We start from the raw sequence: 15,970 nt of genomic DNA, 5'->3' as shown, positions 1-15,970 counted from the left end.
AGCGGTTCTAGTCGAAAACAGCGTTCGCCGAGGTCAGCAGCGTGTATGAACTACAAGACGACAGCCGGCCGATTCGTAATGCGGCCATTCCGATCGCCGTCAACAGCGATCGCTATTGGCGTATGCAAGCGCAAGCGGCCGACGGTATCGGACGCGGCGCGCCGACCCTTGCGGTCCGTCCTCGAGCCAGAAAAGACATTGGTAGATTGACCATGATATTCACTACTACGGACGCTCAAAAAGCGTGGCAACCTACAACGAGCTGGGACAACACTGCGTAACCCCGCTGCTTTTCCTGGGATGTACAGATTGCCGTATGGTCAGCCCCTGGATTGCCAAACCACCGGACTGCGTGATGAATGTAGCACCTAAATCCGGCCGTTGGTTCAATTCGACCCAATGCGGACATTCAAGAACCATGTAAACGCATACTGCTCGTATTCGACTGCAACCACGGAACGGGGCAGCACCACTCTACAGGCACGGACACTTGATTCTCCCCAATACGGCATCATCGATGGCCTGTGCCAGTGCCCTCGATGGTGTCCAACGGCCTCCTTGCGCGATGAATTGGTTAGCAGCGGTATTTACTTACGGTTTGGAGCGAGAGCAGTATCTCCGCCTTGCGCGTAAACACGCGAGTCCAGACCAACGCAAGGCGTTGGCGTCACAGACGAAACCATGATGTCCGCGGCAATCATAATCCACCCAATGTTCCACCGAGAGGATGCGCACCAACGATGAAAGTCGGACGCAATGACCCTTGTCCTTGCGGCAGCGGCAAGAAATACAAGAAATGCTGTTTGCTCCAAGACCAGCAGCAAGCAATCACCGCGCGCAAAGCGCAGCAAGCGACGATCAAGCCAACCATAACATCATCCGAGCGCCTTGCCGGATCCCCGGACCATAGAACCGCCGTTGAGGCAGCCAACGTCCCCGTGTCGGCGATTGACCGTTGTTGGGACCAGTTCGAGGCATCCGACTACGAAGAACGGATCCGCTTGTTCCTGCAAACGTTAGATGAACCGTACGTGATGGATGATGAAATGGCGTTCTATATGCTGACCAATCTGTCCAGCGCCAGCATAAAACGCAATGAGCGAGCGCGTTTTGAGGCCTTGCTGGACGCCTTGCAAAGCCGCCTGCCTAGCATCTATGAGGAATCTGCGCATGAATATCTGGCCTGGCGCATCGACAATGCCCTCGCGCTCGCGCGCCATGACGCGATCCTACCTTTGGCCAAGGCGCTCGCAGAACGCGCCGATAGAGACTTCGACAATTTTGCCTCCGTGCGCGATCAATTAGCCTATCATGGTCAGTACGCCGCACTGCTCGAAGCTACGCGCACCGCCCATCCTAAGATATGCGGCAATGACGACATCACGGACTGGGGCCAAAAGGAGTCTACTTCTAAGGCCAGAAAGTATGTGATATTCGACTATGTGGAGCGTACGGCCGTCCCCGATCCTGACGATCCCATATTGCTACAAGAACTGCAAAGCTACGGACCCATAGATCCAGAGAAACTAGCGAAATTTATTAGCCACTTCACCGGGCAGCTCAAGGGTCAATGGACTCTTCAAGACTTTGAAACGGACACCCCCGAGCGGTGGTCGGTTGGCATCGACGATGATCTTGACGAGACCGCGGAGACCACAGCGACGCAAACGTTTTGCTCACTTGGCTTGGAGTTCATTGGTTACTCGCACCGAGTTGAAGGAATCAGTTACACCAAGGCCGATCTTGGTGCGTCCGAGCTTTGCCACTACCTGGTGGAACGAGACCGGGGGGCGTTACACCGCCTGGCCACGCCCGCGCACTCGGCACGCGGCAGGCAAACAAAATCCAAGCCGCCACCCAAGGTATTGCACCCCCTCTGCCCTGACTACACATCATTGCGTCATTACCTAACGAGGGAGGCGGGCTTCCTATTGCATCGGCAACATGCGCTCGCGGCAGCGCTGGAACTGGTCCCCTTGTGGCTGCGCTTTCTGCAGGCTCAAAGCCTTATCGACGAGGCACGACAATCGACCACGATAGCCGCACTTCGACCACTCTGCCGAGAGAGGCTCGACTTGTGCGAAGAGTCCCTGGACGATCCGGCACCGTCCCTCAATCTAAAATTGGCATATGGGTTGGCCCGGCAATAAAAATGCAACACTCGACGAAAGATTGCAGCGCTTGTCGCTCCGGCTGCGGACCCACTGTACCCTCGTGCCTGAATGAGAGGCCTCAAGCTACCGAACGATAGGGCCTGTGGTAAAAAAATGCGAATGGCTTGTAATAACATGAGTTCAACAAGCTCATCAGCTGTCATGGTCGGCGATTTTTCGCAACCCAATGGGGCGCTAAAAGCCAAAGCTCATTCAATTAGCGCAGCAGTTCGTAGTCGCCCCATACCAACTTTTTTGGTCCTCGTCGTCAAGTGTTTGGGGACCTCGGTCCACCAATATTTTGAAATTAACCAACTTGCTTTTACCATCATATTTAATGTACATATCTAAACCGAGTGGAAAACCATGCGCCAGACGACCTTCACCGAGCTGAGAAACAACGCCAAGGCCTTCTTCGATGCGGTTGAGGCGGGTGAAACGGTACGCGTGTTGCGGAATGGCAAACCGATCGCCGACATTGTCCCCGTTCCGCCCGAGACCCCTTCTTGGAGGCGGCGGTCCGCAGAGCCTTTGGTCGTTAAGGGTATTAAGTTGAGCGAAGAGATCATGCGAGACCGGGAAAATGCGGCCGCATAAAGTTGTTTTTCGACACCTCGGCCTTCGCTAAGCGGTACGTGACCGAGAATGGCACGAGCCGTGCCGGCAGGAACTCCTGCCATCTCCAGCGGATGAACCGGACCTTGTCGGGCCGCCACGATCGATCTCATAAAACTGCTCCAGCAAGGCTAACGGCCTATCGGCTGCAATGCCGCGCATCCGCTTGCACGACAGTGCTTGCTAGGATCTGCTCCTGAAACAGGGCGCCTTGTCAGTTTTATTGTTAAAATAGTTTATCCGCGCATTATTCCTTGTTATACTTTTCCGGCATAATTATGAAGTTATGGTAGATTGTTTCTAAACTACTCTCATTACAAACGCTTGCGGGTGGAGCCGTCGGATCGGTGTTACCGGACCGCGTGGGGATCGACGACGCTCTGGTCGCTACTCTGTACCGTGGCGCTCACCTCCCTGGCCCAGGCACTGGACACATTGCCGCCGGCCGAGGCCGCGCGCCTGCACGCCCAAGCGATTGACACCGCGCGCGGCGGAAATTTTAGACCCGCGCTGCGGACCCTGGAACGGCTGCGCGCGCAGGACCCGGCGAACCGGCGCTACGTGTATGATCACCTGCTGGTGCTCACCTGGGCCGAAAAGGATCAGGCCGCGTTGGATCTCGCGCCGCTCGTGGACCGGACGGCGGCACCGATAGAGGTCGTGGAGGCCCTCGCCAAGGCGGCTCGCAACCGCCGGCGCTTCGAGCTGGCCGAATCGCTCTACCGGGCAGCGGCCAGCCGGGAACCCGAGCGCTTGGCGGCTCGTATCGGTCTCGGCCTGACGCTCGCCGACGCCAAACGCGCCGATGAGTCCCTGGCGCTCTTCGACGATCTGCATCGAGGCCATCCTGATGAGATCGAGGTTCTATTCGCTTATGGTTATACCGCGGAGTCCAAGCGTGACTTCGTGCGCGCGCTTTGGGCCTATGATGAGGTGTTGGCGCGGGACCCCGCCAACCGGCGCGCCTTACGGCTCAAGGCATTGGCCGCCGCGAGCTTGGGCATCCCCCACGTGGCCTTGGACCTCGCGTCCCGGCACCCCGGACTATTGAGCAAGACGGAGATCGAACGTATCGAAGCCGATCGCATCGCCCTTCACGTCCGCTGGGGTGAGCTCCCTCCGCTCACGCGAGGTGCCCGTTTCGCCGAGACCGATAAGGCACTACAGCTCATGGATGAACAGTATCGCGGGGACTGGTCTCGCCTCGATCTCAGCGTGCCCAAGCACCGCCGCCTGGCCTTCGACCGGATGGTAGCCTTGGGCGACCGGGCACGGATGACCGAGGTCGTCGATCTCCACCGCCAACTGGTCGCCGCTAAGGTAGAGATCCCTGATTACGCCCTGGTCGCCGCGGGCTCTGCCTATCTCTATCTTGAGCAGCCTGAGGAAACGCTGCCGATCGTTGAACAGGTGCTCAAACACGACCCGGCGAATTTCAGTGCGCGGCTGTCGCTCTTCTATACCTATGTTGAACTGGATGATTTCGCCAAGGCGCTCACGGTGATCGACAAACTGAACGCCGAGCAGACCCCCTGGCTAAACCGTGGCGGCGAAGCGCGTCCCAACCCGAAGCGGCAGATCACCGAGATCGCGGCCGGCTACGGGCGCGCGCTTGCCGATGATCTTGCCGGCGCCCAGGAACGGTTTGAATCGATGCTCACCATCGCCCCCGAGAATACCGAGGTGCGCAAGGAGCTGGCGACCGTGTACCGATGGCAGGGCTGGTCCGAGCGGGCGCTCGACGAGTTCGACTACATCGCGATGCGCGAACCCGACTATCTCGACAATCAGGTGCAACTCGCGACCACGGAACTTGCGCTCGGCCTCTACCCGCGGGCAGAAGCCGGTGTGGCGCGGCTCCTTCGCGACTACCCCGAAGGCAAGCACGTCCAGCGGCTGGGGCGCGAATGGGATCTCCATAACCGGCCGGAATTCAGCGTCGCGACCCGCGCCGCCGAGGGGGGTGGCGGCGAGCTCGGCACCAGCGAGATCAAGAACGACGCCCTGCTCTATTCCAGCCCGATCGCACATCACTACCGCGCCTTCTTCCGCGATCATTTTTTCACGGCCGAGTTCGCCGAAGGGACCGCCAGCGACCATCGCGTTGGGGGCGGACTAGAATACCGGCGCCACCGCCTCCGCATGAGCGGCGAGCTGTATCAGGGAACCGAGGACGATCATAAGTTGGGGTTCGCGGTGCTCGCGGGCTGGCGGCAGAGCGATCACCTTCGATTCGAGGGCGCGGCGGAGTACGACAGCATCGAGACACCCTTGCGGGCCATTGGCAACGGCATCAGCGCACATCGATTCGGGGGCAGTGGCGAATACTCCTGGAACGAATCGCAGCGGGCCACGCTCGACTACCGGTTCTTCGATTTCGACGACGGCAATCATCGCCACGCGATCGCCGGCGCGTTCCATCGCCGCCTGATCAACTGGTCTCAGTTCAAGCTGACCGGTATCCTCGATCTTTACGCGTCCACCAATCGGGCTAGCGATGTGATCTATTATTCGCCCAAGAAGGATTTCTCCTGGAGCGTCACCTTCGATAGCGACTGGCGTCTTTACCGCCGTTACGAGCGCAGCTTCAGCCACCGGCTCGCCGCCACCGTGGGTCAGTACTACGAGGACGAGTTCGACCCGGGCACCACCTGGTCGTTCGCCTATCAGCACGATTGGCAATTGAGCGAGGCGCTCCGGTTCACCTACGGGGTCATAAGAAGCCGCCGGGTCTTCGATGGCGAGCCCGAGTTCGAATCGGCGGTGTATGGAAACCTGATGGTGCGGTTCTAGAATATGTTACGCCGGTGTTGTGTAGTTCTGTTCTTGTTCGTCTTGCCCACAAGCTCGCTTGCGGCCGAACAGCCGTTTTACGCCCTCTGCTATCACGAGGTACGCGACGATACCCTGGATCGAGGGGGTCCCGATCGGTTCGCGGTGTCTATCGATACGCTGATCACCCATTTTACCTGGCTGCGGGCGCACGGCTACCACCCCATCGGCGTCGAGGATCTCATCGCGGCCCGCGATGGCCGCAAGCCCCTGCCGGCGAAGCCCGTGCTGCTCACCTTCGATGACGGCTACGCCAGCGTGTACACGCATGTCTACCCGTTGCTCAAGCTGTTTCGCTATCCGGCACTGGTGGCCTTGGTGGGCAGTTGGCTGGAGATCGGCCCCGATGCTCAGGTCCCTTCTGGGGACGCACGGGTACCGCGATCTCGCTTTCTCAGTTGGGATCAGATCCGCGAGTTGCAGTCTTCGGGCTTGGTCGAATTCGCCTCCCATACCCATGATCTGCACAAGGGAGTCCTCGGCAATCCCCAGGGCAATCTCCTCCCCGCTGCGGGAGCAAGAATTTACGATCCGGAAACCCGGCGTTACGAAACCGACGCCCAATACCGGCAGCGGATCCGAGCCGACTTGAAGACCAACTCCGACCTGATGGCCAGGGAGCTTGGAAAACGCCCACGGGTGCTGGTGTGGCCTTACGGCCGGCATAACCAGGTCGCCGTCGATCTCGCCCGGGCCGAAGGCATGCCCATCACCTTCACCACCGCCGAGGATTCGCTCCCTCACGTGCATGGGCTGGCGGCGGCGGGCCGGTTCCTGATCGACGCCGACGCCCCGATTGCAGACCTCGTCGACCGGATCTTTGCACCCCAGACCAGGAAGCCCCCGCTTCGCGTCGCGCAGGTGGATCTCGATTATCTTTACGACCCGGATCCCGCACAGCGGGAGCGCAATCTGGGGCTGCTCTTGGATCGCATCAAAGCCATGCAGATCAGCACGGTGTTCCTGCAGGCGTTCGCGGATCCGGATGGGGACGGGACCGCGAGCGCGCTCTATTTTCCCAATCGCCACCTGCCGATGCGCGCCGATCTCTTCAATCGAGTCGCCTGGCAGTTACACACCCGCGCGGGGGTATCGGTTTACGCCTGGATGCCGGTGCTCGCCTTCGACCTTCGAGACCCGGCACGGCAGCGGCGTCTGCAAGTCAAATCCGATAGCGGGGATAAACCGAGCGATTACCGGCGTCTGTCGCCTTTTCATTCCGAGACCCGGACGATCGTCGGGGAGATCTACGAGGACCTCGCGGCGCACGGCATCTTCGACGGTCTGCTGTTCCATGACGACGCCTATCTGTCGGACCATGAAGACGCGCACCCCGCGGCGCTCGACTTCTATCGGACTCGGGGACTTTCTCGCTCCATCGCCGAGATCCGTGCCGACCCGATCGCGTTGCAACGATGGACCCGGCTCAAGACACGGGCCTTGATCGACTTCACACGGGCCCTCGCCGACCGAGTACGCGTGTATCAACCGCAGATCAAGACGGCCCGAAATCTTTATGCGCGGGTCGTGCAGGCGCCCGAAAGCGAAAGCTGGTTCGCCCAGAGTCTACCTGAGTTCGTTCAGTCCTATGACTTTACGGCCTTGATGGCAATGCCCTATATGGAGGGCGCGGACTCGCCCGACGCCTGGCTCGGGCAATTGCTGGACCGCGTCGCGGCGCTACCGGGGGGGCTGGACAAAACGATATTCGAACTTCAAAGCCGCGACTGGCGCAATAACAGAGATATTCCAACGGCGACGTTGGTCTCACAGATGGAAATGCTCCTGCACAAGGGCGGCCGGCACATCGGCTACTATCCCGAGGACTTCATCCGCAACCACCCAGCCTTACCGGCCTTCATGCGCGGGATCTCCCTCAACGATTATCCGTTCCTTCCCTAACTCGGCGGCTTTTACATCTTCGCCGCCTATGGCCGATAACCCATAGTAACGCCGGGTCGCCGCCGGCAACGGCCATAACACGCGTACCCCTGGGACCGCCGTCCGTGGCGACACCGCGCTGCGCAACCGGCCGAGTCAATCCCGGCGCTATGGGGAAAGCCCTGTGAGCAGCTTGATAAAGGAGTAAACCGTGGCAAATTGGATCGACGGAATCCTAGGATTCGCATTTTATTATCCCCTGTTTATGGCCTACCTATGGATAGTGGGTGGCTCCTACTATTATTGGCACTGGGAGCGCAAGGATCGCAGGGCTTACGAAAACCCGCCCAGGCTAACGGAGTATCCGCGGGTTTCCATCATCGTTCCCTGCCACAACGAAGGTGACAACGTCGCCGACACCTTAACGGCGTTGTTGAATCAAGCGTACCCCGATTTCGAGATCATCGCCGTGAACGATGGCAGCAGCGATAGCACGGGCACAGTCCTCGACGCCTTCGCGGCAAACCATGAGCGCGTGCGTGCGCTGCACCTCGCCAAGAACCAGGGAAAAGCGATCGCCATGCGTATGGGCGCCATGCTCGCCGAGAGCGAGTTTCTCGTTTGTGTTGATGGCGATGCCTTACTCGACCCTAACGCCGTGGCCTGGATCATGATGCATTTCGTCTCCGGCGCGCGTGTAGGCGCCGTGACTGGCAACCCCAGGATCAGGACCCGTTCGAGCCTCCTCGGCAAGATCCAGGTCGGCGAGTTTTCCTCCATCATCGGTTTGACGAAACGAGCGCAGCGCATCTACGGGCGCATATTCACCGCCTCGGGTGTGGTCACCGGCTTCCGGAAAAGTGCGCTGCACTGGGTCGGTTATTGGAGCCCGGATATGATCACCGATGACATCGACATCAGTTGGAACCTGCAGATGAATCATTGGGACATTCGCTTCGAACCGAACGCCTTATGCTGGATCCTGATGCCGGAGACCTTGCGTGGTCTATGGAAACAGCGCTTGCGCTGGGCGCAAGGCGGCGCCGAGGTGTTGCTGAAATACTTCCCCGGCCTATGGTCATGGCGCAAACGGCGCATGTGGCTCGTTTGGTTCGAACTGCTGCTTAGCCTCTTGTGGGCCTATGTCATGACGTCCGTGTTCATTTTGTGGGCGCTGGGCAAGGTCGTCGCGCTGCCTGAGTCGTGGATGATCGAAACCCTGCTGCCGGGCTGGACAGGGGTGATGCTGGGTTTCACCTGCCTATTCCAATTCGCCGTGAGTTTGGCCATCGACAGCCGCTACGAACCCAACACCGGCCGCTATTATTACTGGGTGATCTGGTATCCCATGGCTTACTGGTTAATCAACGTATGTACGGCGGTGGTGGCCTTGCCACGCGCCGTCATTAATCGCAAGGGGGGGCGCGCGGTGTGGATCAGCCCCGATCGCGGAATCAACCCCGAACGCGGGGCAACGCCATGACACCTACACTGGTGATCGAACGGCCTGATCTTCAGGCGTGGCGGCAGCGATACGGCTATGCGGCCATCACCTTCGTGTTTTGGGGCTTCTATCTGTACCTGTGGCAACCGCTGCTCAGCCTAGTGCTCTGGTCCGTCGGGCTAGGCCTGGCCTATGAGGAAATGCTTAATCTCGGGGGATTTAGGGGATTGCTGAACCTCCTGGGTTTCTATGTTTCTATCATTGCCGCGCTTTCCGCGGTGTTTTTGGGATGGGCGTGGATAAATTATTTGCGATTCCGCGGTGCTGATAGACGCCGGGCGGCTCCGGCCGTAAATCCGCGGGAAATTGCCGAGTTCTTTAACGTCGCGCCAGAGAATCTAATCCAATGGCGCGCATGTAAATCGCTTACCCTCCATCATGACCCCCACGGCGACGTGGTCGCCGCGGAGCCCGGGCCGGGGGCGTCATACCCGTTCTTGGTGCAATGCGATCGGAACCCTGCGCCTAAGCGTGTCGCGAATCTCTGACCGCCCCTTCTTGATGCCGCGTCCGGGGCCGTCGCCGGGCGGGTGCGGGCTACGGCGTATAAAAAAAATCGCTCGCCAAATAGCGGTCCCGGGAATGGCGGAGCAGGACCAGGACGACGGCCGCCACCGGCAATGCGATCAATACGCCCACCATGCCAAACAATTGGCCGCCGGCCATGACGGAAAAGATGACCGCCACCGGATGCAAGCCGATGTGCGTGCCCCGATAGCGGCGCTTCTTTACTTTCGATGAAGCTATTCGCGCACCTTGAAAGGTATTTCACTTCAACGTCCACATCACTATTTCCGTCATGCCAGCAAAAGCCAGGGCCAGGGACGGGCCCTGCTTGGCGCCCCGAGGATGGAAAGCTGGCATCCACTCTTTAATCAAACTCCCGTGGATTCCAGCTTTCGCTGGAATGACTGATCCGAAATAATGTCAAGCCTGTAGCTGTTTCAACGCCACCGCGTTATTGAAACCATGCACTGGTTAGCTGCCCGCCTCACGCTACTGACGCACTGATTACAACCGCGCCCACGCACCCGCTACTGGCTCTATGTATACCGATCGCAATTGAGTTGTCAGGCGGGTCCGGCTCGTTGACAAGCCAAGGCATTGACACCGGCGTCATGCCAGCGAAAGCAGCTGTCTCGGCCTAAGACTGGAGAAACGGACCTCCGCGGTCGATATGCAAACCGCACCATGGTCTTCGGCTTAATCGCGCTAGCCATTCAGCGCGGCTTCCCATCCCTCCGAAGGAGCGAACTCGTCATGGACGATTTAATTTTGTTATGGATCAATTTCACCCGGTCGCAAACCCCGCCCGAGGTGCTGCGCGAGCTCGGCACCAACTTCACGGTGAACTGGCTGCCGGGCGCCCAGACGCTTGACGAGAGCGTCCTGCCCTCTGAACCCTGTATCGCCGTTTTTGACTTCGACGATCCGAGCCCCGAGGGCCTGGCCATACTGAGCGAATTCAAGCTGCGGCACCCCTCTATCCCCATCTTGATGCTGTCATTGCATCACGATACGGCGCTGGTGCTATGGGCGCTGCGGGCGCGGGTATGGAATTTTTTCCCGAAGCCGTTTCGAGCCTCGGACTTTATCCGAGAAATAGAACCGCTCCGAAAAATCATCGCGAGCAAGAAGCAAGAACCGGCGAGGGACATTGTCCGGCCCCGGAGCATGGACGCTAAAGATCCTAACGGAAAAAAACCGACTCGATCCGAATGGGCGGTAGCGAAGGCAAAAGAATACGTCGATAAGCACTTCGCCGAAGACATCAAGGCCAGCGAGGTGGCCACGCACTGCGCCATGAGCTATTTCCACTTCAGCCGCAGCTTCAAACGCGCCTGCGGAGAGTCCTTCAACGACTATGTGCAACGGGAGCGTTGCCGCCGGGCGGCCAAGCTTCTCCAGGACCCGAACATGAATATCACGCGCGTCTGCTTCGATGTCGGGTTTAAAGACGTCTCTTATTTCGCGCGCGTGTTCAAGCAATGCCAGGGAACGACGCCCTCCGCTTCTCGCGCTGTCGAGCGCGTTGTCGAGGCGCGCGTCTTCGCCGCCGCGCCCATGACTGCAGACGGCCCGGAAATTCCGGCGCATACCGAGCAAAAAAATCCTATAGCCGCGCAAAAATATGCCAGCGGAAAACGCGCGACACGCCGATAATTCTCATCACTGGTAGAGAGTGAAGCGTGAATGCTTCAGCGGATGAACGGATCGCCAGGGAAGGAGCAAGGAGACGTCTCGCGACATCAAGTACAGGGACGCACTCGATGACTCCTAAATTGACGGAACCAACCGTTCGTCCGCTGCCGGTACTGAAACGTAAACTTTGTTGACTATATTAGGAGTAATTATCATGGACAAGATTTTTGCCTTTCTTCGCGACGAGAGTGGTTTGACGACTGTCGAGTATGCCGTGGCCGGTGGCTTGATCGCGGCCGCCGTTATAGTGGCATTTCAGACCCTTGGCGGAACCGTCGGTGAGGTCATCACAAACATCGATACGGAGCTACAGGCTAGCCTCCCCGCTGCTGCTGCTCCGTAACCGGAGAGGTCAAAGGCACGGAGGGGCAACTTCATGCCCCTCCGCCTTGCCTTATAAATTTTTCCGTACGCTGGATTGTTACGTGAAAAGAATACTGAATTATTTATATGAGTACAGCCGTGCTGACGAATGGAATTCTTTATCTTGTATTGGCGCTCGTACTGGTAATCGCCGCCTACACGGATCTACGCCATCAGCGTCTACCGAATGTATTAACCGCTGGCGCGGCCGTTTGCGGTTTCGGCCTGCAAGGTTGGTATCTCGGCCTCTCCGGCCTCGGCATTGCCTTGGGTGGCTTCGGCGTGGGCCTGATCGGATTTTTACCTTTTTATCTTAAAGGCGGTATGGGCGCGGGGGATATCAAACTCATGGCTTCCGCCGGCACGTTTCTCGGCGCCAAACTTAGTTTAATCGCGATCGCTTACACGCTGATCGCCGGCATGGTGTTCGGCCTCGCTTACGCCGCCTGGCGCGGCGGCGCATGGTCCATGCTGCAACGCTATATGGCGACGCTGCGTTTTCTCGCCGTCACAGGCACCGTGAGCCACACGGGTCCGCCACCGGGAGAGGTGGCGGCCCAACGGTTTCCTTATGCGGTCCCGATCGCTATCGGGACCCTGTCGGCGCTCATGTGGCCCATTTTCTAAGGAACTAGCCATGCAAGCAATCAATGCGCTTTTTAGCCCTACCGGATTCCACGAGGACGTCGCCTCGGAAGCAACTGCCGTTACCGCCCTCGCCCCGCGTCCGCGTACTTGTGTGGAGACCGGCTTGAGCGAAAATCTGCTCCAAGAGCTGATCGTCAAGCACCTCCATAACGAGGGCGTAATGGAGCTTGGCCAGCTCGCATCGCGCTGCGCGCTGCCGGGGCCGGTGCTCGATGACATCGTCGCGGCGCTGCGCAAACAGAGTTATGTGGAAGTGCGCGGAGCGGCGGATCACTCGGGAGCGCTGCGCTTCGCTCTCACCGATCGCGGGCGGGTTTTCGCCATGGAAGCCCTGATGCGCGACGGCTATGTCGGGCCCGCGCCGGTGCCGCTCGCCCACTATGCAAAGATCATCGAGGCACAGACCGTACACGGCCATCAAATCACCCGCGAAGCCATGCATAAGGCCTTCGCCACGACCACGATTCGCGCCGAGATCCTGGACCAGCTCGGCGCCGCCTTGAACTCAGGCCGCGCGACCTTCGTCTACGGCCCGGCCGGCAGCGGCAAGACCTATATGTGTCAGCGCCTCGCCCGGATGCTGGGCGATCCGGTGTTGATCCCGCACGCCATCGCGGTTGGCGATACCGCCGTCCGGCTCTTCGATCCGGTCGTGCACCACCCGGTAGAAAGCCGGCCGGCGGGCCCCGAGCTAATGCTGCAACAGGGGTCCGATCCGCGTTTCGTACTGTGTCGCCGGCCGGCCGTGATCACGGGCGGCGAGCTGACCCTGGACATGCTGGAGATCCGCTATGACGCGGCGTCGCGCCAGCACCACGCGCCGCTGCAGCTCAAGGCCACGAACGGTATTTATCTGCTCGATGATCTCGGGCGCCAGCGCGTGGCGACGGTCGATGTGTTCAACCGCTGGATCGTCCCCTTGGAATCCAAACAGGATTTCCTGAGCTTGGCCTCGGGCGCGCGCTTCCCCGTGCCCTTCGATCTGGTGTTGGTCTTTTCCACCAACGTCGATCCGGCGAAGCTCGCCGACGAGGCATTCCTGCGCCGCATCGGCCACAAGGTCCAGTTCGCCCCCCTCACCCCCGAGGAATATACCGCCATCTGGCGGCAGGTGTGCGGAGATCGAGGAATCGAGTTCGACCCCGGATTGGTGCGCTACGTGCTCGATGATCTCTACCCCTCCGCCAAGCGCCCGCTGCTCGCCTGCCATCCCCGGGATCTCCTCGGGATGGCGCTGGATCAGGCGCGCTATCTCGGTGGCGCCCAACCCACGCCGGAGTTGCTGCGGAGCGCTTGGAAGAGTTATTTCGTGGACCTAAAGGCGGGGGATGATTGAGTGGAATATTCATCGATCTGGTTGCGTCATTCCGGGCAAGGACGCGCAGCGGCCGCGACCCGGAATCCCACCAGCGCCGAATCCCTGGACTCCAGCTTTCGCTGGAGTGACGGCTATAGAAAGGCATTCGGCCGTTAACCGTGTATGCAGTTTTCGACAGTACTGGAAGATAGGTGCGGATTAACTGATTGCGTCATTCCGGGCAAGGACGCGCAGCGGCCGCGACCCGGAATCCACCAGCGCCGAATCCCTGGACTCCAGCTTTCGCTGGAGTGACGGCTATAGAAAGGCATTCGGCCGTTAATCGTGTATGCAATTTTCTACAGTAATGGAAGATAGTTGCGAAATAACTGAATTAAGCATTTAAGGAGACTACCATGATAAAAGGCCGTTCCCTCACCCTTTTCGTCCTTGCGATTGGACTAGGAATCGCCGCCACCTGGATGGCAAATCAGTGGATCAAAAGCCGCTTGACTCCCGTCGCGCAGACCAAGCCGGAGGTGACCAGCGTGGTCGTCGCGGCCCTGGAAATACCCTTCGGGCAAAAGATCGAGGCCGCGCAATTAAAGACCATGGAGTGGCCCAACGGCAACGTGCCCCCCGGCGCCTTCACCGACCCGGCGAAAGTCGAAGGCAAGATAGCCAACGGCAAGATCTTCCCCAATGAAGTGATCATCGGGGACCGGGTCGTGGATCAAGTCAGCGGCAGCACGCTGGCGGCCCTGATCGCGCCCAAGAAGCGCGCCGTAACGGTGCGCGTCAATGACGTGATCGGTGTTGGCGGCTTCCTGCTGCCGGGTAACCGTGTCGATGTGATCGCCGCGCGCAAATCGAAAGGTAGCAGCCGGCGCTCCATCACCAAAACGATCTTGCAGGATCTCAAGGTCCTAGCCGTGGATCAGACCGCTGCTCCCGAAAAGGACAAACCGGTGGTCGTGCGGGCGGTAACCTTGGAGATGGATCCGAAGCAAGCAGAAGTGCTAATAAAGGCCACGGATGAAGGCAGCGTACAGTTGTCGCTGCGTAATCCCACGGACGAGTCGCAGTTGGTGGCCGCCAAGAAACCCGCCGCCCCCGAGCGGAAGGTGGTCCAGGCAGGTCCCGCGAGAAGCTACGCGCGGCATGTGACAGTCATCCGCGGCACCCAGGTCCAAAAGACCCAGGTGCGCCTGTAACTTGAAAGTTTTAATTAAACCATCTAATGTAAGGCGCTGATACAATGGCGAATCGAAAAGCCATCGTGATCGTCGCACCCGGCCAGGGCGACCGCGCGCTGTGCGCGGTCCTGGTCTGGTGCCGCAAGGACGCAAAGGTCCTCCCTGAAGATATGGAAAAAGGAGCCTATATGCGTCAACTATTTCAAAGCCTTACGCCGCTTGTGCGGCGGCCAGATGCCGCCGCGGGACACTGTCTGTGGTTCGTGCTCGGTGTAACCGTCCTAGCCAACGCCGCCTGGGCTGTCGAACGCGCGGACCTGGTGTTGCGGCAGACCCGGCAAGGAAAGTTCCAAGTTTCGCTGCATAAATCCGGCATCATCTCCCTATCGCGGCCGGCGGCGAAGGTTTCCATCGGGAACGCCGGCGTCGCCGATATCCTGGTGATGCCGAGCCAGCAACTCTACCTCGTGGGCAGGGGCCTGGGCACCACAAACGTGGTCGTCTGGGATAAATCAGAACGCATCGTCGATGCCTTCGACATCGAAGTGACGCACGACCTGGAGAACTTAAAATTCAAGCTGTTCGAGCTGCTGCCGGGCGAGCGCATCAAAGTGCACTCTTCCCAAGGGAAGATCATCATGAGCGGCGAGGTCTCGAGCTTGGTCAAGATGAACGCGGCGCTGCAGCTCGGCGCGAGCTTCTCGCCGGAATGCGCGCCTGCTATTCAACCGAGCGATCCGAACGCCGCGGGCGCCGCCCCCGCTGGAGGAGCTTCCGGCCAGCAGAACTGTGGCCCTGACGCCGTGGTTAATATGATGCAGATCGCCGGGGCACAGCAGGTCATGCTCGAAATCAAGGTGGCGGAGATCGCTCGCGACGTGCTCAAGCGTATCGAACCGAACACTAACTTGCTGCACTTGGGCGACGACGTCTCAGGCGGCTTGAACAAAGGCGGCGCGGCGCTCCCCGACGGCCTCTTCGACGTGTTGACGCCGGACGGTGAATCGGCCCAGCGTAACATCCCGATCTTGGGCGGCGACACCATCATCGGACCCGACGTTCAAGATCTGACGCGGAATGTGCCCACCATCGACCCGTCGGGGCTCTTTCTTAGCTACCTCACCGGGCAATTCTTGTTCGAGACGGCGATCTCCGCGTCCCGGCAAAAAGGCCTCGGGCGGGTGCTGGCGGAGCCTACCTTGACGACTATCACCGGACAAGAAGCCGAGTTTCTCTCCGGCGGCGAGTTCCCGATCCCCGTCCCACGAAGCGCCGAGAC

11 protein-coding genes and 2 pseudogenes are annotated in these 15,970 nt (G+C 59.5%); 12 read left to right on the top strand and 1 reads right to left on the bottom strand.

What is annotated here, in order from left to right; all coding sequences use genetic code 11:
- Positions 1–740 precede the first annotated feature (740 nt).
- The 6 genes and pseudogenes from M3436_06005 (at position 741) to pgaD (ending at position 9,473) form a co-directional block, all read left to right on the top strand.
- Positions 741–839 (top strand): annotated as a pseudogene (locus tag M3436_06005) (SEC-C metal-binding domain-containing protein).
- 1,680 nt (positions 840–2,519) lie between these two features.
- On the top strand, positions 2,520–2,750 hold the full coding sequence (locus M3436_06000) for a type II toxin-antitoxin system prevent-host-death family antitoxin (protein ID MDQ3563696.1): 231 nt from the start codon (positions 2,520–2,522) through the stop codon (positions 2,748–2,750).
- 417 nt (positions 2,751–3,167) lie between these two features.
- Positions 3,168–5,561, top strand: coding sequence for a poly-beta-1,6 N-acetyl-D-glucosamine export porin PgaA (gene pgaA, locus M3436_05995; GenBank protein ID MDQ3563695.1), 2,394 nt, complete (start codon positions 3,168–3,170; stop codon positions 5,559–5,561).
- Between the two features lie 42 nt (positions 5,562–5,603).
- Positions 5,604–7,502, top strand: coding sequence for a poly-beta-1,6-N-acetyl-D-glucosamine N-deacetylase PgaB (pgaB, locus tag M3436_05990; protein ID MDQ3563694.1), 1,899 nt, complete (start codon positions 5,604–5,606; stop codon positions 7,500–7,502).
- A 244-nt stretch (positions 7,503–7,746) separates the two neighbouring features.
- Positions 7,747–8,964: a poly-beta-1,6-N-acetyl-D-glucosamine synthase gene (gene pgaC / locus M3436_05985; GenBank protein MDQ3563693.1), complete on the top strand. Its 1,218-nt coding sequence runs from the start codon at positions 7,747–7,749 to the stop codon at positions 8,962–8,964.
- Entirely contained in the window at positions 8,961–9,473 is a 513-nt protein-coding gene (pgaD, locus tag M3436_05980; protein MDQ3563692.1) for a poly-beta-1,6-N-acetyl-D-glucosamine biosynthesis protein PgaD, read from the top strand. The genes pgaC and pgaD overlap by 4 nt, the downstream gene beginning before the upstream one ends.
- 49 nt (positions 9,474–9,522) lie before the next feature.
- Here the strand turns inward: pgaD and M3436_05975 are convergent.
- A pseudogene (locus M3436_05975) lies at positions 9,523–9,687 on the bottom strand (AI-2E family transporter).
- Positions 9,688–10,245: 558 nt separating this feature from the next.
- On the opposite strand from M3436_05975, the gene M3436_05970 reads away from it, so the two are divergent.
- From M3436_05970 to M3436_05945, 6 genes are all read left to right on the top strand, one after another.
- Positions 10,246–11,148: a response regulator transcription factor gene (locus tag M3436_05970; protein ID MDQ3563691.1), complete on the top strand. Its 903-nt coding sequence runs from the start codon at positions 10,246–10,248 to the stop codon at positions 11,146–11,148.
- A 193-nt stretch (positions 11,149–11,341) separates the two neighbouring features.
- Positions 11,342–11,530, top strand: a complete 189-nt coding sequence (locus M3436_05965; protein ID MDQ3563690.1) for a Flp family type IVb pilin — start codon at positions 11,342–11,344, stop codon at positions 11,528–11,530.
- A gap of 107 nt (positions 11,531–11,637) precedes the next feature.
- The gene (locus M3436_05960; protein MDQ3563689.1) at positions 11,638–12,177 is read left to right on the top strand and encodes an A24 family peptidase; all 540 of its coding nucleotides are present in this window, start codon (positions 11,638–11,640) and stop codon (positions 12,175–12,177) included.
- 10 nt (positions 12,178–12,187) lie between these two features.
- Positions 12,188–13,534, top strand: coding sequence for an AAA family ATPase (locus M3436_05955; GenBank protein ID MDQ3563688.1), 1,347 nt, complete (start codon positions 12,188–12,190; stop codon positions 13,532–13,534).
- Positions 13,535–13,911: 377 nt separating this feature from the next.
- Positions 13,912–14,709, top strand: coding sequence for a Flp pilus assembly protein CpaB (gene cpaB, locus M3436_05950; protein MDQ3563687.1), 798 nt, complete (start codon positions 13,912–13,914; stop codon positions 14,707–14,709).
- A 44-nt stretch (positions 14,710–14,753) separates the two neighbouring features.
- Positions 14,754–15,970: pilus assembly protein N-terminal domain-containing protein (locus M3436_05945; GenBank protein MDQ3563686.1), on the top strand; the 1,217-nt coding region annotated here is incomplete at its 3' end.

The sequence above is a fragment of the Pseudomonadota bacterium genome (assembly GCA_030859565.1).
Taxonomy (GTDB): Bacteria; Pseudomonadota; Gammaproteobacteria; order JACCXJ01; family JACCXJ01; genus USCg-Taylor.
This window is presented reverse-complemented; position numbering and strand designations above follow the sequence as displayed.